At 42.1% G+C, this 22,513-nt stretch carries 22 protein-coding genes and 1 tRNA gene; 10 read left to right on the forward strand and 13 right to left on the reverse strand.

The window, feature by feature from the left end:
- Positions 1 to 39 precede the first annotated feature (39 nt).
- From H0S56_RS08505 to H0S56_RS08515, 3 genes are all read left to right on the forward strand, one after another.
- A tRNA-Gly gene (locus H0S56_RS08505) sits at positions 40 to 115 on the forward strand.
- 190 nt (positions 116 to 305) lie between these two features.
- Positions 306 to 1,094, forward strand: a complete 789-nt coding sequence (locus H0S56_RS08510; protein WP_195724844.1) for a PaaX family transcriptional regulator C-terminal domain-containing protein — start codon at positions 306 to 308, stop codon at positions 1,092 to 1,094.
- A 93-nt stretch (positions 1,095 to 1,187) separates the two neighbouring features.
- The gene (locus H0S56_RS08515; protein WP_195724845.1) at positions 1,188 to 2,165 is read left to right on the forward strand and encodes a fatty acid desaturase family protein; all 978 of its coding nucleotides are present in this window, start codon (positions 1,188 to 1,190) and stop codon (positions 2,163 to 2,165) included.
- 31 nt (positions 2,166 to 2,196) lie between these two features.
- Here H0S56_RS08515 and H0S56_RS08520 read toward each other — a convergent pair whose 3' ends face one another.
- Positions 2,197 to 3,138, reverse strand: a complete 942-nt coding sequence (locus H0S56_RS08520) for a cation diffusion facilitator family transporter (RefSeq protein ID WP_004646672.1) — start codon at positions 3,136 to 3,138, stop codon at positions 2,197 to 2,199.
- A 131-nt stretch (positions 3,139 to 3,269) separates the two neighbouring features.
- Positions 3,270 to 3,911 carry a glutathione transferase gene (yfcF, locus tag H0S56_RS08525; RefSeq protein ID WP_195724846.1) on the reverse strand — a complete coding sequence of 214 codons (642 nt, stop codon included), beginning with the start codon at positions 3,909 to 3,911 and terminating at the stop codon, positions 3,270 to 3,272.
- A 240-nt stretch (positions 3,912 to 4,151) separates the two neighbouring features.
- Here yfcF and H0S56_RS08530 point away from each other — a divergent pair, with 240 nt between their 5' ends.
- Positions 4,152 to 4,868 carry a glutamine amidotransferase gene (locus H0S56_RS08530; RefSeq protein WP_195724847.1) on the forward strand — a complete coding sequence of 239 codons (717 nt, stop codon included), beginning with the start codon at positions 4,152 to 4,154 and terminating at the stop codon, positions 4,866 to 4,868.
- Here the strand turns inward: H0S56_RS08530 and H0S56_RS08535 are convergent.
- From H0S56_RS08535 to H0S56_RS08560, 6 genes are all read right to left on the reverse strand, one after another.
- Positions 4,861 to 6,066 (reverse strand): IS4-like element ISAbe18 family transposase, encoded by a 1,206-nt coding sequence (locus H0S56_RS08535; protein WP_195726072.1) that lies wholly within the window; start codon positions 6,064 to 6,066, stop codon positions 4,861 to 4,863. The two genes, H0S56_RS08530 and H0S56_RS08535, sit on opposite strands and share 8 nt — an antisense overlap.
- A gap of 128 nt (positions 6,067 to 6,194) precedes the next feature.
- On the reverse strand, positions 6,195 to 6,782 hold the full coding sequence (locus H0S56_RS08540; RefSeq protein WP_004646669.1) for a YceI family protein: 588 nt from the start codon (positions 6,780 to 6,782) through the stop codon (positions 6,195 to 6,197).
- 129 nt (positions 6,783 to 6,911) lie between these two features.
- Positions 6,912 to 7,367 carry a GNAT family N-acetyltransferase gene (locus H0S56_RS08545; RefSeq protein ID WP_004729882.1) on the reverse strand — a complete coding sequence of 152 codons (456 nt, stop codon included), beginning with the start codon at positions 7,365 to 7,367 and terminating at the stop codon, positions 6,912 to 6,914.
- Between the two features lie 175 nt (positions 7,368 to 7,542).
- Positions 7,543 to 7,758: a hypothetical protein gene (locus tag H0S56_RS08550; protein WP_004729883.1), complete on the reverse strand. Its 216-nt coding sequence runs from the start codon at positions 7,756 to 7,758 to the stop codon at positions 7,543 to 7,545.
- Positions 7,759 to 7,892: 134 nt separating this feature from the next.
- Positions 7,893 to 9,881 carry a transketolase gene (tkt, locus tag H0S56_RS08555; RefSeq protein ID WP_195724848.1) on the reverse strand — a complete coding sequence of 663 codons (1,989 nt, stop codon included), beginning with the start codon at positions 9,879 to 9,881 and terminating at the stop codon, positions 7,893 to 7,895.
- Between the two features lie 445 nt (positions 9,882 to 10,326).
- On the reverse strand, positions 10,327 to 10,710 hold the full coding sequence (locus H0S56_RS08560; RefSeq protein ID WP_044109680.1) for a prepilin-type N-terminal cleavage/methylation domain-containing protein: 384 nt from the start codon (positions 10,708 to 10,710) through the stop codon (positions 10,327 to 10,329).
- Positions 10,711 to 11,183: 473 nt separating this feature from the next.
- Here H0S56_RS08560 and metK point away from each other — a divergent pair, with 473 nt between their 5' ends.
- From metK to H0S56_RS08575, 3 genes are all read left to right on the forward strand, one after another.
- Positions 11,184 to 12,350 carry a methionine adenosyltransferase gene (metK, locus tag H0S56_RS08565; protein ID WP_195724849.1) on the forward strand — a complete coding sequence of 389 codons (1,167 nt, stop codon included), beginning with the start codon at positions 11,184 to 11,186 and terminating at the stop codon, positions 12,348 to 12,350.
- A 331-nt stretch (positions 12,351 to 12,681) separates the two neighbouring features.
- The gene (locus tag H0S56_RS08570; RefSeq protein WP_005104359.1) at positions 12,682 to 13,026 is read left to right on the forward strand and encodes a hypothetical protein; all 345 of its coding nucleotides are present in this window, start codon (positions 12,682 to 12,684) and stop codon (positions 13,024 to 13,026) included.
- Positions 13,027 to 13,293: 267 nt separating this feature from the next.
- A complete protein-coding gene (locus tag H0S56_RS08575; RefSeq protein ID WP_195724850.1) occupies positions 13,294 to 14,505 on the forward strand; it encodes a YeeE/YedE family protein in 1,212 nt (403 codons plus the stop codon).
- A 53-nt stretch (positions 14,506 to 14,558) separates the two neighbouring features.
- Here H0S56_RS08575 and H0S56_RS08580 read toward each other — a convergent pair whose 3' ends face one another.
- From H0S56_RS08580 to H0S56_RS08590, 3 genes are all read right to left on the reverse strand, one after another.
- A complete protein-coding gene (locus tag H0S56_RS08580) occupies positions 14,559 to 15,068 on the reverse strand; it encodes a hypothetical protein (RefSeq protein WP_005107249.1) in 510 nt (169 codons plus the stop codon).
- Positions 15,069 to 15,131: 63 nt separating this feature from the next.
- On the reverse strand, positions 15,132 to 15,911 hold the full coding sequence (locus H0S56_RS08585; RefSeq protein WP_195724851.1) for a TIGR03915 family putative DNA repair protein: 780 nt from the start codon (positions 15,909 to 15,911) through the stop codon (positions 15,132 to 15,134).
- Positions 15,911 to 17,170: a putative DNA modification/repair radical SAM protein gene (locus tag H0S56_RS08590; protein ID WP_195724852.1), complete on the reverse strand. Its 1,260-nt coding sequence runs from the start codon at positions 17,168 to 17,170 to the stop codon at positions 15,911 to 15,913. The genes H0S56_RS08585 and H0S56_RS08590 overlap by 1 nt, the downstream gene beginning before the upstream one ends.
- A 207-nt stretch (positions 17,171 to 17,377) precedes the next feature.
- Between H0S56_RS08590 and H0S56_RS08595 the strand changes: the two genes are divergently transcribed.
- Positions 17,378 to 18,421, forward strand: coding sequence for an NAD(P)H-dependent flavin oxidoreductase (locus H0S56_RS08595; protein WP_195724853.1), 1,044 nt, complete (start codon positions 17,378 to 17,380; stop codon positions 18,419 to 18,421).
- 54 nt (positions 18,422 to 18,475) lie between these two features.
- On the opposite strand, the gene H0S56_RS08600 is transcribed toward H0S56_RS08595, so the two are convergent.
- Positions 18,476 to 19,153 (reverse strand): hypothetical protein, encoded by a 678-nt coding sequence (locus H0S56_RS08600; protein ID WP_195724854.1) that lies wholly within the window; start codon positions 19,151 to 19,153, stop codon positions 18,476 to 18,478.
- A 249-nt stretch (positions 19,154 to 19,402) separates the two neighbouring features.
- Complete coding sequence (gene dusB / locus H0S56_RS08605; protein WP_195724855.1) at positions 19,403 to 20,428, reverse strand: tRNA dihydrouridine synthase DusB; 1,026 nt, start codon at positions 20,426 to 20,428, stop codon at positions 19,403 to 19,405.
- Between the two features lie 80 nt (positions 20,429 to 20,508).
- Between dusB and H0S56_RS08610 the strand changes: the two genes are divergently transcribed.
- Both H0S56_RS08610 and H0S56_RS08615 read left to right on the forward strand, forming a co-directional pair.
- Entirely contained in the window at positions 20,509 to 21,717 is a 1,209-nt protein-coding gene (locus tag H0S56_RS08610; protein ID WP_195724856.1) for a DUF1615 family protein, read from the forward strand.
- On the forward strand, positions 21,684 to 22,337 hold the full coding sequence (locus tag H0S56_RS08615; RefSeq protein WP_195724857.1) for an HAD family hydrolase: 654 nt from the start codon (positions 21,684 to 21,686) through the stop codon (positions 22,335 to 22,337). The genes H0S56_RS08610 and H0S56_RS08615 overlap by 34 nt, the downstream gene beginning before the upstream one ends.
- The last annotated feature ends 176 nt before the right edge of the window (positions 22,338 to 22,513 follow it).

A 22,513-nucleotide genomic window follows, 5' to 3' on the forward strand; every position in this document is an offset into this window, starting at 1 on the left:
GTTGACACTGCTGTGGAATTCTCTATAATTCACCTCATTGCGGGAATAGCTCAGTTGGTAGAGCATAACCTTGCCAAGGTTGGGGTCGGGAGTTCGAGTCTCCTTTCCCGCTCCAGAATACGAAAAACCCTTATCGAAAGATAAGGGTTTTTTATTGTGTTTGAAAAAAATTTATTAATAAAATGCATATCTCAAATCACTTATTCATTCTCTTTCACCCTGACATTTTTTTGGGTTATTCATGACAAAGTGCTATTGTAAATAAACTTCAAAACTTTCAATTCTTTTAATTACGATATCGTTTCATGACTTATAAATTGAATGCTCGTCATCTTGTTTTAGACTTACTCTACGCTTCTAAGAACTCAACCTTGACTATTAAGCGGATATTAGCTGCTGCTGAATTATTGGGTATATCTGACAATGGTATCCGTGTAGCTGTGGCTCGATTAAATCAGGAAAATTTCATTCAAGCTGTGGAACGCGGCGTGTATCAATTGCTAGAGAAAAAATTCGATACTTCTTTTATCAGCTTAAACAAACACCCTGATATGCAAACGGCGACCACATGGAACGGAAAATATGTATTGGTCTATACCGGCACTTTGGGACGTGTAGACCGTACCGCCTTATCTAAAAGAGAAAAAGCGCTGCGTTATTATGGTTTTCAGGAACTAGAGCAAAATGTTTTTATTCGTCCCGATAATTTAACGCTAAACCTAAGTCCATTAAAAACAGCTGTAATCCAGTTTGGATTAGATCCTGACGCACGTTTTTTCCAAGTCAGTCAACTGGAAAGTGAAACCGAAATTCGTGATTTATGGGATATCGAAGAGCTACATCAGACCTATCATGCAGTACAGCATGATATTAACGACTGGTTTGAAAATTACCAAAATCTGACTTTAGCAGAGGCTGCAAAAAGTGCCTTTTATCTAGGTAAATCTGCCCTGTTTAGTTTACGTGCTGATCCTTTGCTTCCTGCAGAATGGATAGACACCGATGCCCGACAACAATTTGAGCTCGCAGTCCGCAAAATAGAAAAACAGGGTCAACTTTTATGGCAACACTATTTTAAAGACCAAGGGGTCTAATTTATTTCTTTTTTATACACAAAAATAAATTGACTGTAATATTTCATCCAAATATATTGAATAAAGCAATAAGAACTAAATATAGGCAGAAAAATGAACAGCAAGGTCAGTGTCACAGAACTTTTTAGTCGTGATGAAATTAAAGAACTCACCACGACCTCAGACTTGCATGGTGCTTGGGCAGTAGGTTCAACCTGGACCGTAATTGTCATGACCTTTGGCACGGTCGCCTATAGCTGGGAATATTTACCTACGTGGGGAAAAGTCCTGATGTGTGCATTGGCATTGGCCATTTTGGCTGGACGCCAGCTTACGCTGGCCATACTGATGCATGATGCTTCACATCATAGTCTATTTAAAACCAAATGGTTGAACACTCATTTGACTGACTGGCTCTGTGCACGTCCGATCTGGAATGATGTCAGCAAATACCGTCCTTATCATCTGAAACATCATGCTAAAACCTCGCAACCAGATGATCCTGACTTGGGGTTGGTGAAGAATTTCCCTATTACGCAAACATCATTATTTAGGAAATTCTTCCGTGACCTGAATGGGCAGTCTGGGCTTAAATTTCTCGCTGGTCGAGTATTAATGGATCTTGAATTACTGGAATGGAGTGTTTCCAATGACCCCAAGCCAATTCCGCGTGGTGATCGCAGCAATTTAGAGTTAGCAAAGAATCTATTTAAGAACAGTTCCGGTATGCTCATCTCAAATGCAGCAATTTTTTCTGCACTGTGGGCCAGTGGGCATCCCAAACTGTATTTATTATGGCCTCTTGCCTATATCACTCCATTTCCTTTGTTCATCCGCATCCGAGCCATGGCTGAGCATGCCGGATTAGAAACCAGTCATTCTGCCCTTAGCAATACCCGCACCACCCGTGCAGACTGGCTGGCACGTGCTTTTGTAGCCCCAATTCATGTGAACTATCATATTGAACATCATTTGATGGCCTCTGTGCCGCATCAAAAGCTGGCGAAAATGCATCAGATGTTAAGGGAGCGTCAGTATGTCGATGCTCCGCCAAGTTATCTGGATGTGATTCGTTCACTTTTAAAAAAATAATCAACTTTCCCGATGCTTAGATTATTCCACTTCAATGCTGATGGGTTTCAGCATGTGAATGCGGATGTGAGGATTGTCCCCGATGTTCCGGCGGGCAATCTTCCGCTTCAATCTGCAAGGTCATCTCGGTAATATGATGCTCATGGTGAAGCATCTCAAAGGTCTGATGCCGCAGTTTCTGATAATCCACATTCGGTGCAACCAGATGCACGGTCAGCATGACTTTTTTGGAAGTAATCGCCCAGACCTTGAGCTGATGAATATCCTGGACCCCGTCAAGCGCCAAAAGATCGTGACGTAATTTTTCAATATCAATTTCCTCCGGCACACCTTCAAGCAGAATATTGATGCTCTGTTTCAGCAAAATCCAGGTTCTTGGCAATACCCAAAATCCGATTAATACTGCAATGAGTGTATCTATCCACATCCAGCCGGTGAAATAAATCACTAGTGCTCCAATAATCACGCCTACAGATCCCAGTGCATCACTGAGCACTTCCAGATAAGCACCTTTGACATTGAGACTTTCCTGACTACTAGACACCAGAATTTTCATGGAAATCAGATTAATGATCAGCCCCAAAACAGCAACAATCATCATGCCAAGGCTTTGAATTTCTGGTGGATGACTCAAACGCTGATAAGCTTCAAACAAGATATAAATCGCAACCACAAACAGCATTAAGGCGTTAAACAAAGCAGCCAAAATCTCAAAGCGCTGATAACCAAATGTCCGTTTATTGTCTGCCGGTTTTTGTCCAATTTTGATAGCGACTAAAGCGATAGCCAGTGCAGCAGCATCGGTAAACATATGCGCAGCATCAGAAAGTAAGGCCAAACTTTGAGTTAGAAAACCAGCAATCACTTCCACAATTAAAAAAGTGGTGGTTAATCCCAGCGCTATTGATAATTTTCTGGCATTTTTTGCAGTCACGGCGACATGACTATGTTCATGATGATGTGAATTCCCCACCGACCCCTCCCTCCTTCTTATTCAACGAGGACTGTATCCTCAGCATCTTTTCAAGTTTTGTTCTGATTCATATTACGCTTGAATTTTACCTATTTAAGTAGGTTTTTTATGAACTGTTTTATCAGTCGACATTAGATTAAAGTTTTAGCTTTTTCATATTCTGCCAGCCAGGCCTGTACCGAAGCACGCTTAAAATTACGCTCGACATATTCTATTATTTTCACAGGAAGTTTCACCTGATGGCTCAACAAACGATGCAACATAAAGGCCAGATCAAAGTCTGCAATTGACCAGTGTTCAGTCAACCATATGTCCTCCAGCATATATTCTGCCACATTCACCAAGCGCTGAATTTCTTCAGTGATCGGAGCTGTAAGAGGTGTAGATATTTTTGCTGGGTGAAATACCGAATCGGAAGGCATCTGCTGGCGGATTTGCATAAAATCCGTTTTGACCAAGGCTTGTATGGCCCGACATTTAGCTCTGGCATGAATTTCCTTTGGATATAAGGCTGGATAATTAGGTGCTGGAAAGGCATCTTCCAAGTATTCAGTGATCGCCCATGATTCAAACAGGCTAAAGTTATCTACTATTAAATACGGAACTTTAGCACTTGGACAAATGGCTTGATAAGCCGCAGATTTCTGTTGCTGCTGATCTAAATCGACCACTATTTCCTGAAAATCTAAACCCTTTTCTTTTAAGGCAACATAGACCGACATGGCATAAGGGCTGATTCTGTTTTTATCGACATATAAACTTATATTTTGCATATCCTTGATCCTGATAGGCTTGTTGTTTTTATTCAGTACGGCAGCCTTACTCTACTCTCTTTCCTATATAAAAGGAAAATGACCCGCTTCATGTAGCAATCACACAAAAATGTTTATACAGTTGCCGATAGCGAAGCGATATTCATTATTTTCTATAATGTATGTGATGTGAGGCATAAAGCCTTTTATTTTGCTTTTGATTCACGTTAAATTAAATCATTCTCTTGATATCAAAAAACTATGCTGAACTTAGCTCACCTCCCCGATACCGTGTATGCCATTCAACATTTGGCTTTTGAAGACTTAGGTGCTTGGGAAGATATTTTTTATCAGCTCGGCTTACGTGTGCGTTATTTCGAAGCTGGCATCGATGATCTTACCAAGGCTTTTAAACATCCTGGATTAACAATTATTCTCGGTGGCCCGATTGCAGTCTATGAAACTGAGGATTACCCTTTCTTACAACAAGAAATAGACTTACTTAAAGTTCGACTGGAAAAGAATTTACCGACTTTAGGCATCTGTTTAGGTGCGCAGTTAATTGCTGCTGCATTGAATGCTAAAGTCTACCCCGGAGATGTGAAGGAAATTGGCTGGTCTAAACTCAGTCTTGCTTCTATTGAAAACAATCCACTAAAAGCTCTGGAGGATATTGACGTCCTGCATTGGCATGGTGATACCTTTGACCTACCTGAACAGGTAGAATTACTGGCCAGCTCTGATCTTTATCCAAATCAGGCCTTTCGGGTAGGACAGAATATTCTAGCACTACAATTCCATGCTGAAGTGGCCAGTGAAAGTTTAGAGAAATGGCTGATTGGACATACCTGTGAGTTACGCAAAGCCCAGATCAATATTCCCGCCTTACGGGCGGATCATCAAAGCTATGCGCCCGCGCTTGAACAGGCAGCCAGTTCGGTATTGATGCATTATTTAGAAAATCTGCAACTTAAATAACCGTAATAAAAAAGCACCCAATTGGCCATTGCTGTCCCACAATTTTTCGCAAGAGGAAGCTCATTTGAGCTTCCTCTTGTTTTATGGGTATTTTATCGGGTGAAAATAAAGCTTTTAAAGTTCTTCTTTCAAACAAATTCACTTGAATTATTCTGAGTAAACGTTGAACTGTCCAACCTGTTTTCCCTAAATGTTGAGCGAAACTCACCAATAAATAGGCGATCATCGCAATCCAGATTTGTGTCTGAATTGCGTTCCTGCTGCGGCCTAGAAACGCTTTTAATTTGAGATTCTGCTTAATCGCCTTAAAGAACAGCTCAACTTTCCAACGATCTTTATAAATCGCCGCAATGGTGGAGGCGGCTAAATGAAAGTTATTGCTGAGAAAGCTAAAGTGCTTGCCACTTTGCTGATCTCTATATTCAATTCTTCTTAACACTGGGGCTTTTCTTTTTAGGGCATGTGCGCTATTCAGCTGAATGGTTTCATCTTTTAGAATACCTTTGGATTCAAGCACTGGATGTTGCCGGATCACCTGATACACAGATTTAGGCCTAAAACGTGGGACAAATCCAATGTTTTGAGCAGTCAGATTTGCATACCATTGGTAATCGACATAGCCTTTATCAAAAACTACAATGCTGCCAGCAGGAAACTGGAATTTGCGGCCTTGTACCATGTCATTTTCTTTGCCATTTTCAACTGCAACAAACTCAGGAATATCATTGCTGTGATTCAATCCTATGCTGAGTTTCATGCTGGCTTTTGAGTCGTGAACTTTGGCCCATTCACATAAGGAAAGCGACAGGTCAATATGACTGGCATCCAAGGAATACAAGGGATTCTTAAAGCGAAATTTATGAGCTACTTTTGAGTGTTCATAGTATTTAAGCAACTTGTAAAATAGCTGTTGATACAAGGCAGCAGGCTGCTGCTCATTGATTCGTGCCAGCGTGCTTCGGGGAATAGACTTTGCTCCGAGATGACTTAGCTTTTCCTGTTGGCACTCCAAATTGGATTGAATATCTCTCAGACTTTGCCTACAAGAGAATTGAGACATCAATATGGCAATAAACTGATCCCACCGGGAAGCCGCTCTAAATTTCTGTCCAACATGGTGTACTTTAGCAAGTTGTTCAAAATCCTGTCGCACAACAGGTTTAATTAGCTCATGAAATACGGTATTCTGATGTGACAAAACCTGAATCCTGGTCGTTAAAGTGTTTGTTTGCACTCATATTTTAACTGTTAGGACTCAGGTTTTTTTATTTAAAGCAAACTATGGGACAGCAGTGCCCAATTGGGTGCTTTTTAAATTTTTCATTTTTACTTTTTCGGAGCAGGTACAGAAGCCTCGGTAGTAATATTCACTGTAATTTTATCGCCCACATTTGGAACATAACCGCCTACCCCAAAGGCTGAGCGGTTAAATGAAGTGGTTGCATTGAAACCAATCGTTTGTAATTTGGTCATTGGATGTACGCCTTGTTTATTTAAAACTGCATCCAGTACCACAGGTTTAGTGACATCTTTCACGGTTAAGTTACCGGTGATTTTGTATTTGTTTTTGCCTAAAGCCTGAACTTTAGTACTTTTAAAAGTGATATTCGGATATTTGGCAGCATCAAAAAATTCTGCTGTCTTAATATGGTCATCCAGCGCTTTCACATTCGTATTAATGCTTGCAACCGGGATATTCACATTGACCGAAGAATTCGCAGGTTTTGCATTATCAACATTAATCGTACCCTGGATGTCACTGAAGTTTGCAGATGGTGTAGAGAAACCAAAGTGGCTCCAAGAGAACACCGTTGCTGAATGAGTCGGGTCAATCGTATAGGCCACTGGTTTTGCCATAGAAACTGTTGCTACAGATGCGACCGCCAAGCCTAATGCTAATGTTTTGAAATTCATGTTTTTATCTCACGTTTTGGATGTTATTAAGTGTATAGAATCTGGAACCGTTTACAGCCCTAAAGATAAAACGTTTTGTTGCAGCGATGAAACGATAAAATTGTAAGTTATTTTTTTAATTTTTGAGCTTTAATCCATACGGTACTGGATGAATCCAGTTTTCTTGGCGACTTTGTTATACAACGCTTGTGCCTGATGGTTTAATTCATGAGTCAGCCAGTAAACCCGGTCGCAATTACGCTGCTGCGCGACCTGATAGACATGCTGAATCAGCTTGCGCGCCACGCCCTGTCCGCGATAATCAGGATGGGTAAATAGATCCTGTAAATAGGCATAGGGTCTTACTGTCCAGCTACTGTTATGTTCGATGACATGCACAATCCCTACGACCTTTCCATCAATCAAGGCCGCAAAACCGTACATTGAATCTAACTCATAATTAGTTAATTTATCCCAGGTATTTTTACTTACCTCATCCGAAATTTGGGTCTGATAAAAGCGTTGATAGTCTTGCCATAAAAATAGCCATTCCGGCTGTGATATTTGCTCTAGAGATTTGATCTGGATCTGGCACTGTATATTCATGTTTAACTGCTTCTTTGGCTTATTTCTTTAATTTAAGTCGTTTCAATAGTGGTCGCTGAATTTTTATAGCGGCCTAAACTTAGCTTTATCTCATCTGGTGCTCATAAGCAACCTGTCAGATGAAAATCATCCGGCATAAAAAAAGTCCCAATCAGGGACTTTTCATGCATTATGTTTAAAGTTTTTCAACCAGAATACGATCAACCTGTTTTAGGCCAGTCGTCTTTTCATGATTTTTACGACGCACTTTAATGACCTTTTCTTCGGCTAATTCTTGCAGCATTAAATCAACTGCAACCATCGCTTCAAGAGGTAATTCCTGTCCGATCCACTTGAGTTCGCCTGCATCCATTAAAGTAATTTCATCGTTAATTTGTTCATACAAGCTCATGTTCATCTCACTCTTTCATTTCGACTATGGGAGAACCTTCTAACAGTTGCCACATGAAAACAACGCTAAAAAGCGAAAAAATAAAAGACGCCCCAAAACTGGAGCGCCTTTTAAAAAACTGCTTAATCAGTTGATTATGCAGTAATCTCTTTTATAGCTGCTACAACTGCTTCAGTAGTAATACCGAAGAACTGGAACAGATCTTTTGCAGGTGCAGATTCGCCATACGTTGTCATACCGATTACGCGACCATCAAGACCCACAAATTTCCACCAGTAATCAACATGTGCAGCCTCAACAGCAACACGTGCACGAATATTTGATGGAAGAACCGCTTCACGATAAGCTGCATCTTGCTTCATGAATTCTTCAGCACATGGCATAGACACGACACGCACGCCTTCAAGCTGTGCATAAGCTTCCATTGCCAGAGATACTTCAGAACCAGTTGCAATGATGATGGCTTTCAATTCGCCTTTTTCTTCAGCCAATACATAGCCACCTTTCGCAGCGTTCTCAATTTGAGCTTGAGTACGGGTTTGGAATGGCAAGTTCTGACGAGAGAAGATCAATGCGGTTGGACCTTCAGCACGCGTTAATGCAGATTTCCAAGAAATTGCTGCTTCAACGGTATCACATGGGCGCCATGTATTTAGGTTTGGTGTCCCACGAAGGGATGCGATCTGCTCAACAGGTTGATGCGTTGGGCCATCTTCACCCAGACCAATTGAGTCATGCGTATACACATGGATCACGCGCTGTTTCATTAATGCAGACATACGTACCGCATTACGTGCATATTCCATAAACATCAGGAATGTTGCTACATAAGGGATGAACCCGCCATGCAGTGCAACACCATTCGCGATTGCAGTCATACCGAATTCACGTACGCCATAGTGTACGTAGTTACCTGCCGGATTGTCCTGTACGCCTTGCGCGCCTTTCCAAAGGGTCAGGTTAGAACCTGCAAGATCCGCAGAACCACCTAGAACTTCTGGCAATAATGGAACAAGTGCTTGCAATGCATTTTGGCTGGCTTTACGCGTTGCAATTGTTTCAGCTTTGGCATTCACTTCTGCAATATAGGCATCCGCTTTTGCAACGAAGTCAGCCGGTAATTCACCAGATAAACGACGTTTAAATTCAGCGGCTTCAGTTGGATATTTTGCAGCATAAGCAGCAAATGTTTCGTTCCAAGCTGCTTCTGATTCAGCACCTTTAGCTTTCGCATCCCAAGCTGCGTAAACATCTTCAGGAATTACAAATGCTTCATCAGTCCAGCCTAGTGCTTCACGAGTCAAGACGATTTCGTCATGACCGAGTGGTGCACCATGACTGTCTTCTTTACCTTGCTTGTTTGGTGAACCCAAACCAATCACGGTTTTACAGATAATGATGGTTGGTTTAGCAGTTTCAGCTTTCGCCTCAACAGTTGCCTGACGGATTGCATCTGCATCGTGGCCATCAACTTTAATCACTTGCCAGCCGTACGCCAAGAAGCGTTGTTCTGTATCGTCAGAGAACCAGCCTTCCACTTCGCCATCAATCGAGATGCCATTGTCGTCATAGTAAGCAATCAATTTGCCCAGACCCAATGTACCCGCCAAAGAACATGCTTCGTGAGAAACACCTTCCATCAAACAGCCATCGCCGAGGAAGCAATAAGTGAAGTGATCTACAACTTGGATGTCGTCTTTGTTGAATTGCGCAGCTAGAGTTTTTTCAGCCAGTGCAAAACCGACAGCATTCGCGATGCCTTGACCTAAAGGACCAGTCGTCGTTTCAATCCCTGGTGCATAGCCCAACTCCGGGTGACCAGGTGTTTTAGAATGAAGTTGACGGAATGCTTTAAGATCTTCAATCGAAAGATCGTAGCCCGTTAAATGAAGAAGCGCATATTGAAGCATAGAGCCATGGCCATTTGACAATACAAAACGGTCACGGTTTGCCCAATTCGGGTTGGTCGGGTTGTGGTTCATGAATTCACGCCAAACCACATCAGCGATATCTGCCATCCCCATTGGAGCACCTGGATGTCCTGAGTTTGCTTTTTGCACAGCATCCATTGCCAATACACGAATTGCGTTTGCAATACGACGTTCATTAAGCGGGGTTGTCATAAATCAGAGTCCAAAATATTCAGAAATAGGAAATGATGAAAAGACTTTCAAAACTGCTGTCTATTGTCTTAAAAAAACAGCGAGGGGTAAAGACTAACCAACAATATTTATCAGTTTATTGAGTGTCTCTTGCCTTATCGTACAATTATTCCACATTTCTTCTTCGGCTTTGATTCGCTCTACTGGTTTACAGATTGAATTATCCTGCATTTCAAAAGCGACTTTAATTTCTGTATCTGGATTTCAAGCTGATAAACAGGATTGAATTTATGCTGATTTTGTTTCTATTTCATATGTCTCACACCATTATTTTTGAAGAAAATTCATACAATTCTCTGATCTATTCATAATGTAATTTGTATTAAATTTTATAAAATATTGGCAGGATTGTTTGATATACAGGTGAAATCTAATTTGCTTAGGCTAATTTCCAACCTCGGCAGACTTATTGCCCTTGACAATCTTTAGGCAAATAGCGCTGCTGAATATCAGTGGAATAACATTTGTCACTATGAACATCAAAAGCGACTGATTTCCCGCGAATGGCCATATCGACTCCCTGCTCTCGTATCTTGAACTCTATCCGGCAAGCGGCATTAATAATGACTTTTTCGATATATTGACCATGCCCACCAATCTGGCGTCCGGCATCACAGTGCTGATCCGAAGCAATAAACTGGGTTCGATATGCTCCAGCCTGTTCAAACACTTCGGCCAATTGATTACGCACGACATAAGCTTGATAACTCATAAAAGCCATCGTCACTAAAATCGCGATAATGATGAGCACGATCAGCACTTCAATCAGGGTAAATGCCTTTTGATACATGATTTCTGATCTCCTTACAGTCTTGCTCCAAGAAGTCCATAGCAAAAGATGTCGCCATTCCTAACCAGCTAATGTGGAATACTTAGCGCTAATATGAAGATATACCCGAACATCAACAAGACATTTGGTCGCAAGGCGCACAGCCTGAATCTGCTTTATTGATGTAATGATCACTTGCTTAAGTAAATTTTGAATTTTGAGCTTTGTATTTTTTCTATCGTCTATTTTTTTAAGATTTAATCGGAAATCTAAGCATTTAATTTTCTGACAGTCTGACGGATTAAAATATTGTTGCTTCATATTCCCCAATCAATAATGCTGTCTAAATAGACATATCAATTTTTTTAATTCTATTAATCAATTAAAAACACAATAATTTGAAACAATTTCGACCAATTTTGTCGTGTTAAGCTAGTCCTAGAGCGCAACTCGATGTAACATATCGGGTCTTTAAAATTAACTGTGATAGGACTATGCGCGAGTACGCTGTATTTACTTCGGAATCTGTAAGCGAAGGCCATCCAGATAAAATGGCTGACCAAATCAGTGACGCTATTTTGGATGCAATCTTAAAAGAAGACCCATATGCACGGGTTGCTTGTGAAACGCTTGTAAAAACAGGTGCGGTTGTACTTGCCGGTGAAATCACAACGATAGCAAATGTTGATTTTGAGGCAATTGTACGTCATACCGTAAACGGAATTGGTTATCACCATTCTGATCTTGGTTTTGATGGTTCGACCTGTGCCGTGATCAATATGATTGGTAAACAGTCACCTGAAATTGCTCAGGGTGTAGACCGCCAGAAACCTGAAGACCAGGGTGCCGGCGACCAAGGTTTAATGTTCGGTTATGCAAGTCGCGAAACTGATGTATTAATGCCTGCGCCGATTTCATATGCGCATCGTTTAATGGAAAAGCAGGCTGAATTACGCCGTAATGGCACCTTGCCATGGTTACGCCCAGATGCAAAAAGCCAGGTAACGTTTGCTTATGAAAATGGCGTACCAGTTCGTTTAGATGCAGTCGTTCTTTCGACTCAACATGATCCTGAAATCACTCAAGCAAACCTGAAAGAAGCTGTGATTGAAGAAATCGTGAAGAAAATCATTCCTGCTGACATGTTCCATGCAGAGACCAAATTCCACATCAACCCAACGGGTATGTTTGTGATCGGTGGTCCTGTGGGTGACTGTGGTTTGACTGGACGTAAAATTATCGTAGATACCTACGGTGGTATGGCACGTCACGGCGGTGGTGCTTTCTCTGGTAAAGATCCATCTAAAGTTGACCGCTCTGCTGCATATGCAGGTCGTTATGTAGCGAAAAACATCGTTGCTGCTGGCCTGGCTGACAAGTGTGAAATTCAGGTGTCTTACGCGATTGGTGTTGCTGAGCCAACTTCAATTTCAATCAATACCTTCAATACTGCAAAAGTCTCTGAAGAATTGATTATTGCACTGGTTCGTGAACATTTCGACTTACGTCCATATGGCATTACCCGTATGCTTGACCTGATCCAGCCGATGTATAAGCAAACTGCTGCTTATGGTCACTTCGGTCGTGAAGGTTCAGATACTGCATTTACCTGGGAAAAAACTGACAAAGTGGAAGCGCTTAAAGCGTCTGCTGGTCTATAAGTTTTTCTTAAAAAAAGCCTGCATCATGCGGGCTTTTTTTATGTCTTTCATTTCTTCATCTTTAGAATTATCTCTAGGTCGTGATGACAAATATTTAAATGCCAAGCTTCATACTATAACCTGCCTATCGAATGATACTATTAAGACTTCCCTCTCTGTGAATATCACTATTCCATGAAACTTAAAACAACTTCCGACTGAGCCATTACAGTATAAGTATCGAAAAAAGTTACAGTTAATCAACAAATATTGATCTATTTGCTAGCATAAATCTAAATAAATGGCTGCTAAATTAGATTGCAGCTCTACAACAACAAAAGGATATTACTCGATGAATAAATTACTGATTGCTTTAGGTTTGGCGACCACTGTTGCCTTAGTCGGCTGTAGTAAAGAAGAAGCGCCTGAAACCGGCGCAACCACAGGTGAGCATTTAGAAAATGCAGCCAATCAAGCCGGTCATGATATGGAAGATGCCAGCCGTGAGGCTGCGGTAGAAACCGAACGAGCAATGGATAATGCCGCAGAAAATACTGCTCAGGCAGCGGACGAAGCAGCTGCTGCAACGTCTAGAGCAGCAGATGCCACTGCGGAAGCAGCACGTAAAGCAACTGCAGCAACTGCAGCGGCAGTTGAAGAAGGTGCCGGAGAAGTTCGGGAAAAAGCTGAAAACTGATTTTAGCATTCAGTTTGATGTTTAAAAGCCTGCGATTGCAGGCTTTTTTTATCAGCGATGATTTTAAATATCGAATGATCTAAATTGAAATTGCATTATTTCTTGATGGGATCAATTTTTTATCTAAATGATTCGATAAAATCAAATAAATTGATAAAACTTATCAAGTATTAGAATGACTTAATTGTGATTGAATCGGCAAAACGGGCTGCATTTAAACTGAAATTCAGTAGAATACCAGCCTTTATTTTTAAAATTTAATCTCCCATGTCAGTCATTGTTGCTGCTTCCCAACGGTCGAATATTTCGGTCTGGGCAGCTTTTATTTTGCTTATCATAGGTACAATCGGTGCCTATCAAATCGTAGGCTTAAATCAGGCCCTATTATTTTTGGTTGGTGGTGCACTGGGCATGACCCTGTACCATGCTTCATTTGGTTTTACTTCGAGCTGGCGTGTCTTTATCAAGGAACGTCGCGGCCGTGGTTTACGTGCGCAGATGATTATGCTGGCGCTGGCAGTTTTACTGTTCTTCCCCGCTTTAGGTGCAGGTGAATTGTTCGGCAACCCAGTCAAAGGCAATGTTAACCCTGTTTCCATGTCAGTCATGATTGGTGCCTTTATTTTCGGTATCGGTATGCAACTTGGTGGCGGTTGTGCATCAGGTACGCTGTATACCGTCGGTGGCGGTAGTGCACGTATGCTGGTGACGCTCTTGTTCTTCTGTATCGGGTCTGTGATTGCGACCTCGCACCTTGACTGGTGGTTTGCTCTGCCACATCTTGAGCCTATTTCACTGGTAGAAAGTTTAGGCGTTCTTCCTGGATTGCTGTTGAGCTTTATCGTTTTTGCCATCATTGCTGCGGCAACTGTTTATTTCGAAAAGAAACGTCATGGCAGCCTGGAAATTGAGCCACGCAGTGAATATCAGGGCTGGAAGCGCTTTGTTCGTGGTCCATGGCCTCTGATTTGGGGCGGGATTATTCTGACCTTACTCAACTTTGCCACTTTGGCACTGGCAGGTCGTCCTTGGGGCGTGACCTCTGCACTCGCTGTTTGGGGTGCCAAAGGTGCTACGCTTGTGGGTGTTGATGTAGCTTCTTGGGATTATTGGCAAAAAGCAGGCAATGCTAAAGCACTGGCAGAATCATTATGGTTTGATATTACCTCAATGATGAACTTCGGTATCATGCTGGGTGCTTTGTTGGCAGCAAGTTTGGCAGGTAAATTTGCGCCGAATTTCAATATTCCAAAACGTTCACTGATTGCTGCTGTTGTAGGTGGCATAATGCTGGGCTACGGCGCACGCTTAGCTTATGGTTGTAATATCGGGGCATATTTCAGTGGAATTGCGTCGGGTAGTCTGCATGGCTGGTTATGGCTGGTCTTCGCTTTTATTGGTAACGGGATCGGGGTAAAACTTCGTCCGATTTTCTTCTCGGATGAAAAACCGCAGTCTGAAAAACTGACCGGTTGCTAATGCTTAAAATCAAAAAAGCCCATCTGTGATGGGCTTTTTTCTGGCTTTAGGATTTACAGCGCAGCTTTTAAATTACAGCCATAACCCATGGTCTGCTGGACCTGACGATAAGTCGTATAACGATCCAGAATAAAGGTATAAAAATGATCAGCGTCAGAGAAATTGGCTTTTAAATTTTCATTCTTGGCATTAGGCAGTTTAATGTCATCGACCAGTTCCAGATTGTAATGTCCCAAACGGTACATATCCGCAAAATAACTATTCATCATATCGCAATAGGCGATTTTACTGGGTTTTAATGCAGTACTGCTGACAAGATGCTGGTTCAAGCTTTGCAGATTATTGACATCTAAAGGAAACTGGTGCGCGAAAGCAATGCTTTCGACTTTCTTAAATTTCTGAAAGTCTTGGGCTAACTGGACATTGAGTGCATCAAAACGTTGCTGCAGTTCCTCTGCAGTCTGAACCTGATATTTCACTGGATCTACGACCGTTTTTTGTGGTTGTTCCGAACATGCAGTTAATCCAGTGAGCAGCGCTAATGACGTTAGCCATACCTTCATGTTTATACACTCAATTTAAATATACCAATGCTTATTATGCCTGAAAGCAGCCTGATGTACTGTTTAAAGTATTTTCTCATTCATATAACGCCAGTAGCGCTTTGGCACATATTGAATATGCAATTTCATGTTCTTGCGCGCCTGAATATTCACACTGTTAAAATAGTCTTTCCAGAGCTGATCATATAGCAGCTCTTGATCATCCAGTTCAATACTGAATGATTGACTATGACCAATCCGGATTTGTGGATCGATTATTTCAGCGTTCATCTCGACCTGATGCATCTGCCTTAAATCATAATAAATACCGTAATTACGCTGCTCGTCATAAATCAGCCAGCTTTGATCCTGATAACGCTCCTGAAAATGTCGGGAAATAATCGGCAAGACATTAAAATCCGGTCTGACCAGACTCAGAAACAAACCATCTTTGGCTTTTTTAAAGCGTACAAAAGCCTCCATACGATGCTTTTCCCGCCCCACTTGCTTGGCCCATTGCGACATGCCGATCACCGCAGTATGACCATAATCTTTATCGACTGGACGCTGGTTTTGAAAGACATAGACTGCAAAATCAAAAAGAGTCTGGAACGCTGCTTCCTGCTCTGACAAAAACGTATAGTAAAAAGCACGCAAACTGCTGGAAGATACTTTCTGCTTTAATCCCTGCCACACCCGCTGCCCATGCTGATCATTAGAGGCCACATGGATAAATTCATCAAATAAACCTGTTTGTGCTTGAGGATTGGCCGTCACTATCACGTTAAATTCTTTAAACTCGAAAGCACGAAATACACAACTGAGCAGACCAGTCATGCTGCCATCAAAACAGTAACTTGCCACTAGAAACCCAATCCTAATTGAGGTGAAAGTTGCTGCTGATATTTGGATTGTCCTGACATCAAAATTTGCTGGCGAATCTGATGGGACTGCTGATCTTTCTTAAATTTCGGTGTATCTGCACAGCAGATAAAATGCTGCGCCCGGTTATAAGCCACGCCCATGCGTTTTAGCTGGTCAATATGAATCTGTCCAAAACGGCGGGCCTGTACAATTTTCTGGGCAGAACGTACACCTATACCGGGTACCCGTAGAATCATTTTATAGTCGGCACGGTTAATATCGACTGGAAAGGCTTCAGGATGACGCAAGGCCCAACTGAGTTTGGGATCAATATCCAGCTCCAGATTCGGATGCTGCTCATCGACAATTTCATCAGCAGCAAAGCCATAAAAACGCATCAACCAGTCAGATTGATACAGACGATTTTCTCTTAATAATGGCGGTGCTGAACCGATGGCGGGTAAGGCTTTATCTTCAGGATTAATCGGGATATAACCAGAGAAATACACCCTTTTCAGCTTGAATTCCTTGTAATGCCGATCAGCCATCAAAATAATATCCTGATCGGTTTCACTATGCGCGCCCACCACCATCTGTGTGGTTTGTCCGGCAGGTACAAACTTGGGGACTGACTTGATCAGCTTGCGTTCATCTTTGAGCTGGATCAACCGGTCGCGTACAATGCCCAAGTCTTTTTGTACTTCGGCATGGGTTTTCTCAGGCGCAAATTTTTGCAGTCCCGCTTCCGTCGGCATTTCAAGATTAATACTCATACGGTCGACATACAGTCCGGCTTCGGTAATGATCTCCTGTGATGCACCCGGAATGGTTTTCAGATGAATATAACCATTAAAGTTTTCTTCGAGTCTTAATTTTTTGACGACCTGCAGCATCCGTTCCATGGTGTGATCGGCCGATTTAAAAATCCCCGAACTGAGAAACAGACCCTCAATATAATTACGCCGATAAAAATTCATGGTCAAATCCACGACTTCCTGCACGGTAAATGCTGCACGCTGGACGTCATTGGAACGGCGCGAAACACAATAGGAACAGTCAAAAATACAGACATTAGAGAACAGAATTTTCAGCAAGGAAACACAGCGGCCATCTTCGGTATAACTATGACAGATGCCATTCCCGGTATTGCCCACACCCTTGTCTTTATTTTTACGGTTGCTACCACTAGATGAACAAGACACATCATACTTGGCAGCATCGGCTAAAATTTGCAGTTTTTCACGGATACGATCAGACATGAGCTCAGAGAATATGTGACCAAAAAGCTATTATAAAGTGTTCAATTCTAGGCTAATAAAAGTTCTATCTTCTTGGCGACGTAGCGTGTCGCAAGAAATGTAAATAACACGTAACCCATGCTGCAGTATTTCAAAATAAAATAACCAATATGATTTGCTTAATTTTGTGCTCAAAGGCAAAGTAAAAGCATAACAAGGAGCAAATCTATGTCTTTATTAGAAAATCTCGGAATTAAACATCCTATTTTCTTGGCACCGATGGCAGGTGTCTCTACGCCCGAGCTTGCTGCCGAAGTGTCCAATCAGGGCGGCTTGGGTTCACTGGGTCTGGGGGCCAGCAGTATTGATGCAGCTCGGCAACAGATTTTAAAGACTCAAGAACTGACAGATTGCCCTTTTCAGGTTAATTTTTTCTGTCATGACACTGTTCCTGTAGATGAAGCTGTAGCGCAGGCATGGATCGCCCAGTTTAAAGATAAATTTGCCGAATATGGCGCTCAGGCACCGGATCATTTGGAGTGTATTTATCCGAGTTTTAAAGATAATGACGACTTCCTGAATCTGGTATTGGAAACCAAACCACGGGCTGTCAGCTTTCATTTTGGGATTCCACATCCGCATCAGATTCAAGCCCTCAAACAGGCCGGGATTCTGACCATGGTATCTGCAACTAATTATGCCGAAGCCAAAGCCATTGAAGCAGCCGGAATTGATATCATTATTGCGCAAGGTATTGAGGCCGGCGGACACCGGGGAATTTTCTCAACCAAATTTGATGCCTCAGTTAAAACCTCCAATCTGGTCAAGCTAATCAAACAGCATTCTTCCTTGCCGATTGTAGCGGCAGGCGGGATTATGACGGGTGAGCAAGCGCGTCAAATGATGGATTTCGGTGCAGATGCCGTGCAACTTGGGACTGCATTTGTGCAGTGTAAATCTTCTAATGCCAATGATGCCTATCGTAAAGCCTTATTTTCCAAGCCACTCACTCAGGTGAGTGCCAGTATTTCCGGTCGTCCTGCACGCGGCATCATTAACCACTGGCATATTGAAGTGGATACACCCGATCGGCTGGATGTTCCGGCTTATCCATATACTTATGATCTGGCCAAGCAATTACATGCTGCTGCTGCCAAACATGGGGATCAAGGTTATGGTGCATTCTGGGCAGGTTCGAACGTGGCACAGATTCGTGAAATGGAAGCTTCCGATCTGATTAACCAGCTCGTACTGGAAATGAAGCATCTTTAATTATTGAATCATAAAAAAACCTCTCACATGGAGAGGTTTTTAATTTATCTAGAATTAGCGTGTGACACGATGCCAGGCATCTTTAACTGCAAATTTAGCTTCTTCCCAGTTGAGGCGGGACTCACCTTTTAACTGTTCCCATTTGGTACGCAGTTCAGGTTCAGCACGATCAAAATCCGTATCATGCTCATACATTGGACGGTTTTCATAACCGACTCGATAAGCACCGCGATAATCACGATCATAATCTAGATCGCCATATGTGCTACGCGTTTCATTGAAATACGGGCGATTATGATACTCATCTCTCCAGTAATTATCTTCTGCACTCAAATGATCTGGATGTCGATAATTATTTGCCTCAGGCAAGTTCTCTGGATGCTGGTAATTATCTGTCTGCTTCCCATGATCAGACGTTGCAATGTCATTACCTGCAATACCGCCAACCACTCCACCGATAATACCACCCACCACTGCACCTGGAGGGCCACCCACCAGACCTGCAACTGCGCCTACAGCCGCTCCGCCCAAAGTACCGGCACTGGTCGCAGCCAGATTATCTTCCCCTTCATTCATGTCTGGAACACGAGGATTATCTTTCACGGGTGTATTCAAATCTGGACGCGCATTGGTATCAGTCGGATTGATATTCAGGCCTTCACTGCGTTCTTGTGACAATTCCGTTGACGTTTTATGGCTAAACTCTGTGACTGGACGATTGGTATTTGTCATTACAGATCTCCCTCAATGATGACGATAAACAAGATGGATCACATCTGGTTTATATCTGGATAGGTTCATCATAGAGGAAGCTTGAGTAAGCAATGTCCAAGTCCTGTCCAGTTTAAGTGAACAAACTGTGCTGCTATGTATTAGACAGGCTGAAGTGTAAACAGAATGCAAAAATCCGCCTGCTCAAGATAAAAAAGGTAGGGATTTCATGCAAAAAATATTACATGATTCGCTGAATTTTGCCCGTCATTACTTGGTTTCCAGTAAATTCACCTGCTCGACCTGTACATCATTCATGGTTAAACCATGTTCTAGCAGTGCATTAAAATAATCTTCTACCACACGATACTGGTCAGCGGTATTTTCTACCTGATACATGCTTTGACGAAACTCGTTACTGGAACGCAGTCCTTTGGTGTACCAGGCAATATGTTTACGGGAAATCCGGCAACCGGAATACTCGCCATAGAACTCGTATAATTCTGTCAAATGTCCCAATAGAACATCTTTAACTTCCGCAATACTCGGGGCATCCAAGTGTTGACCGGTTTTTAAATAATGGGCAATTTCACGAAAAATCCAGGGCCGACCTTGGGCTGCACGACCAATCATAATTGCGTCTGCACCGGTATAATCCAGCACATATTTGGCTTTTTCCGGACTGTCGATATCACCGTTGGCTATCACAGGAATATTCAACATTTCCTTTACGTCTTTGATTAAAGAATAACGCGCGGTATTCAGGTACATGTCTTCACGGGTACGGCCATGTAAAGCCAGTGCCGCAATCCCGGCTTGTTCAGCACGTTTGGCGACCCGCATAATATTTTCCTGACCATTCAAATAACCAAGACGGGTTTTTAAGGTCACTGGCACATCAACTGCAGCCACGACTGCATCCAGAATGCGTGCAACTAGATCTTCATCCTGCAATAAAGCAGAACCGGCAAGTCGGTTACAGACCTTTTTGGCTGGGCAGCCCATATTAATATCAACAATTTGCGCACCATTGGCCACCTGATAACGTGCCGCTTCAGCCAGATCATGGGGATCTGAACCAGCAATCTGCGCTGAAATCGGTGCCAGCTCTCCATCAAAATTGGCACGATATAAGCTCTTTTTACTCATGCGCAAAGTTTTGTCAGATGTCATCATTTCACTGACCGCATGGCCTGCACCAAAGTATTTGCACAAGGTTCTAAACGGACGATCGGTCACACCTGCCATGGGAGCGACAATCAAATTGTTTGACAGTTGATATGGACCAATATACATATAAATTCATCACTTTTTTGATGGGCATAGTATACTGCATCTGCCTTATTCGCTCATCTTTTCAATTAATTTACGACACCATGAATAAAACTTTCGCTTCTTGTTTTTCTTTTAAGTCATTGTCTGTACTTGCACTTTCTCTGGGTCTTGCCGGCTGTGGCAATGGTTCATGGTGGTCAAAAGATGATGAACCGACACTTGAAGTTGAACATATTCGCAAAGCTATTCCAAACCGTGTCAACCAACGTGAGTCTTGGGCACAAGATATTTACGACATTACTGAACAGCTTGGCATTCCTCAAACCAAGGAAAATGTTTGTACGATTGTGGCAGTGGTTGATCAGGAATCTAACTTTGTTGCAGATCCTACTGTTCCGGGTTTGGGTGAAAAGGCGGTTAAGGAAGTCCAAGGCCGTCTCGACGAAAAATTCAAAGATAAACTCGGTCAAGCAATTGGTGGCACAGTTGCAGGATATTTCCAGGAAGTTCTCAAGAACCATCCAAGTCCTGAAGACAACTACTTGAGCCAGATGCGCCGGGTTAAAACGGAACGTGAACTCGACGAATTATATCGTGAAATATTTGACTATATGTCGAAACACTATCATGTTAGCGCCCTGACTGGTGCTGCCAAACTAGTCGGCCAGAATATTGGCGAGAAAATGAATCCAATTACCACCTTGGGCTCAATGCAAGTGCATATCAGCTATGCGAAAGAACATAAACGCCAAGGCGGCAATATCGCAGAGTTACGTACTGATCTCTACAGTCAATATGGCGGTCTGTATTATGGGATTCATCGCCTGATGATGTATCCGGCAGATTATGACAAGCCGATTTACCGTTTTGCGGACTATAATTCCGGTATGTATTCCAGTCGAAATGCTGCTTTCCAGAGCATGTTGAATGATTTAACTGAAGCCGAACTCGATCTGGATGGCGATTTATTACTCTACACCAAAGATGGCGCGATCCGTTCGCAGAAGAGTCAATCTGAGCGTGAGTTAATCAGTGTTTTTGCCAAAAATAATTTTATTATTACTGAACGTCAAATCCGAGCTGATTTAAAGAAAGAAAAAGACAAAGACTTTGAAGATACGATGACTTATCGTGGTGTCAGCAAGCTCTATCAGGAAAAAACCGGTAAAGACCCTATTTATGCGATCATGCCTGAAGTGGTTATTTCCGGACCAAAATTAAGTCGTGATTATAATACTAACTGGTTTGCTACCCGCGTCGATGGTCGATATCAAACATGCATGCGCAAAATCAAAAATCTAAAACTCTAGCCTTATTTGATTTTGATGGAACCCTGTATCTACATGATAGCTTTACCGGGTTCATTTTCCATGCCTTAAGAAAACGGCATATTGTGAAACGCGGCATGCAAATTTTGCCATGGATACAGGCCTATTATTTAAATTTCTATCCGGCACACCGCATGCGACCCAAATTGTATGCCAGCATGTTTAAAAACAGTGATGCAGAGGAAATTCTGCAATTAGCTCAGGATTATGCACAACAACTAATATTCAAGTTGAATCCGAAATTATTAGAACAACTTAAACAGCATCAACAATTAGGACATGAAGTCGTGCTGGTATCAGCCTCATTGGATTTGTATCTTAAACCGGTGTGCAGTTATTTAAATATCGATTTAATCTGTAGCGAAGTTGAAATCAAAGCTGGGAAAATGACAGGGTTTTATCAAACTCCTGACTGTAGTAATCAGCAAAAGAAATCCAGAATTTTAGAAAAATATAAACTGCAAGATTATGCGGAAATTTATGCTTATGGGAATAGTGAGGAGGATGAAGAAATGTTGAGTCTAGCGCATCAACGTTATCTCGAAGGGCATGATAAACAGCTTCCAAAAATTAATATTTCAGCTCATTCGATGCCATATTAGTCCTTTCCATTCTATAGGGTTAACCAACTAAACGCCTTTAAACAACGCTATAAATGACAGATTAATTTTTTTACTTTATGCCTTGAAATCATCTTAAATAGCTTCGCAATCAGGGCTTTTACTTTCTGTAAGTATTAGCCTCCTAAATAAAAAAAACCACTTCATTTGAAGTGGTT

It is taken from the genome of Acinetobacter lwoffii, assembly GCF_015602705.1.
GTDB classification, from domain to species: domain Bacteria; phylum Pseudomonadota; class Gammaproteobacteria; order Pseudomonadales; family Moraxellaceae; genus Acinetobacter; species Acinetobacter lwoffii_E.

Coding starts and splice junctions, on each gene's coding strand:
- H0S56_RS08540 (WP_004646669.1), bottom strand. CDS start 6,782: ATGAATTTCAAAACATTAGCATTAGGCTTGGCGGTCGCATCTGTAGCA.
- H0S56_RS08580 (WP_005107249.1), bottom strand. CDS start 15,068: ATGAAGGTATGGCTAACGTCATTAGCGCTGCTCACTGGATTAACTGCA.
- yfcF (WP_195724846.1), bottom strand. CDS start 3,911: ATGCAAAATATAAGTTTATATGTCGATAAAAACAGAATCAGCCCTTAT.
- H0S56_RS08600 (WP_195724854.1), bottom strand. CDS start 19,153: ATGACAAATACCAATCGTCCAGTCACAGAGTTTAGCCATAAAACGTCA.
- H0S56_RS08515 (WP_195724845.1), top strand. CDS start 1,188: ATGAACAGCAAGGTCAGTGTCACAGAACTTTTTAGTCGTGATGAAATT.
- H0S56_RS08545 (WP_004729882.1), bottom strand. CDS start 7,367: ATGAATATACAGTGCCAGATCCAGATCAAATCTCTAGAGCAAATATCA.
- H0S56_RS08570 (WP_005104359.1), top strand. CDS start 12,682: ATGAATAAATTACTGATTGCTTTAGGTTTGGCGACCACTGTTGCCTTA.
- H0S56_RS08590 (WP_195724852.1), bottom strand. CDS start 17,170: ATGTCTGATCGTATCCGTGAAAAACTGCAAATTTTAGCCGATGCTGCC.
- H0S56_RS08610 (WP_195724856.1), top strand. CDS start 20,509: ATGAATAAAACTTTCGCTTCTTGTTTTTCTTTTAAGTCATTGTCTGTA.
- H0S56_RS08595 (WP_195724853.1), top strand. CDS start 17,378: ATGTCTTTATTAGAAAATCTCGGAATTAAACATCCTATTTTCTTGGCA.
- H0S56_RS08575 (WP_195724850.1), top strand. CDS start 13,294: ATGTCAGTCATTGTTGCTGCTTCCCAACGGTCGAATATTTCGGTCTGG.
- H0S56_RS08530 (WP_195724847.1), top strand. CDS start 4,152: ATGCTGAACTTAGCTCACCTCCCCGATACCGTGTATGCCATTCAACAT.
- tkt (WP_195724848.1), bottom strand. CDS start 9,881: ATGACAACCCCGCTTAATGAACGTCGTATTGCAAACGCAATTCGTGTA.
- H0S56_RS08550 (WP_004729883.1), bottom strand. CDS start 7,758: ATGAGCTTGTATGAACAAATTAACGATGAAATTACTTTAATGGATGCA.
- H0S56_RS08560 (WP_044109680.1), bottom strand. CDS start 10,710: ATGTATCAAAAGGCATTTACCCTGATTGAAGTGCTGATCGTGCTCATC.
- H0S56_RS08615 (WP_195724857.1), top strand. CDS start 21,684: ATGCATGCGCAAAATCAAAAATCTAAAACTCTAGCCTTATTTGATTTT.
- metK (WP_195724849.1), top strand. CDS start 11,184: ATGCGCGAGTACGCTGTATTTACTTCGGAATCTGTAAGCGAAGGCCAT.
- dusB (WP_195724855.1), bottom strand. CDS start 20,428: ATGTATATTGGTCCATATCAACTGTCAAACAATTTGATTGTCGCTCCC.
- H0S56_RS08510 (WP_195724844.1), top strand. CDS start 306: ATGACTTATAAATTGAATGCTCGTCATCTTGTTTTAGACTTACTCTAC.